Consider the following 276-nt stretch of genomic DNA (forward strand, 5'->3'; position numbering starts at 1 on the left):
TCAAATGTTTTATGGTATTCGAGGTGCTCCTCGGATAAATTGGTATGGATCGCCACATCGAAAACGATTCCTTCAACCCTTTGCTGGTCCAGTGCAGTCGAAGAAACTTCCATGGCGACCGCCTCTGTTTTCGCCTCTACCAGCATAGAGAAAATCTGATGGATATCCGAAGCGATCGGTGTTGTCGGCGTGCTTTTTTTGAACGGGACTTTGCCTTCAGCTGTTTCGACGCCTGTCGTACCGATAAACCCACAAGGCATTCCCAGCAAATTGAAT

1 protein-coding gene is annotated in these 276 nt (G+C 47.8%); it reads right to left on the bottom strand.

The annotated features are described in order from the left end of the window. The coding region (locus tag R0J87_RS19995; protein ID WP_498888434.1) for a Mur ligase family protein at nt 1-276 on the bottom strand (276 nt) is incomplete at both ends.

Source organism: Halomonas sp. SIMBA_159 (genome assembly GCF_046536035.1).
GTDB classification, from domain to species: Bacteria; Pseudomonadota; Gammaproteobacteria; order Pseudomonadales; family Halomonadaceae; genus Vreelandella; species Vreelandella venusta_A.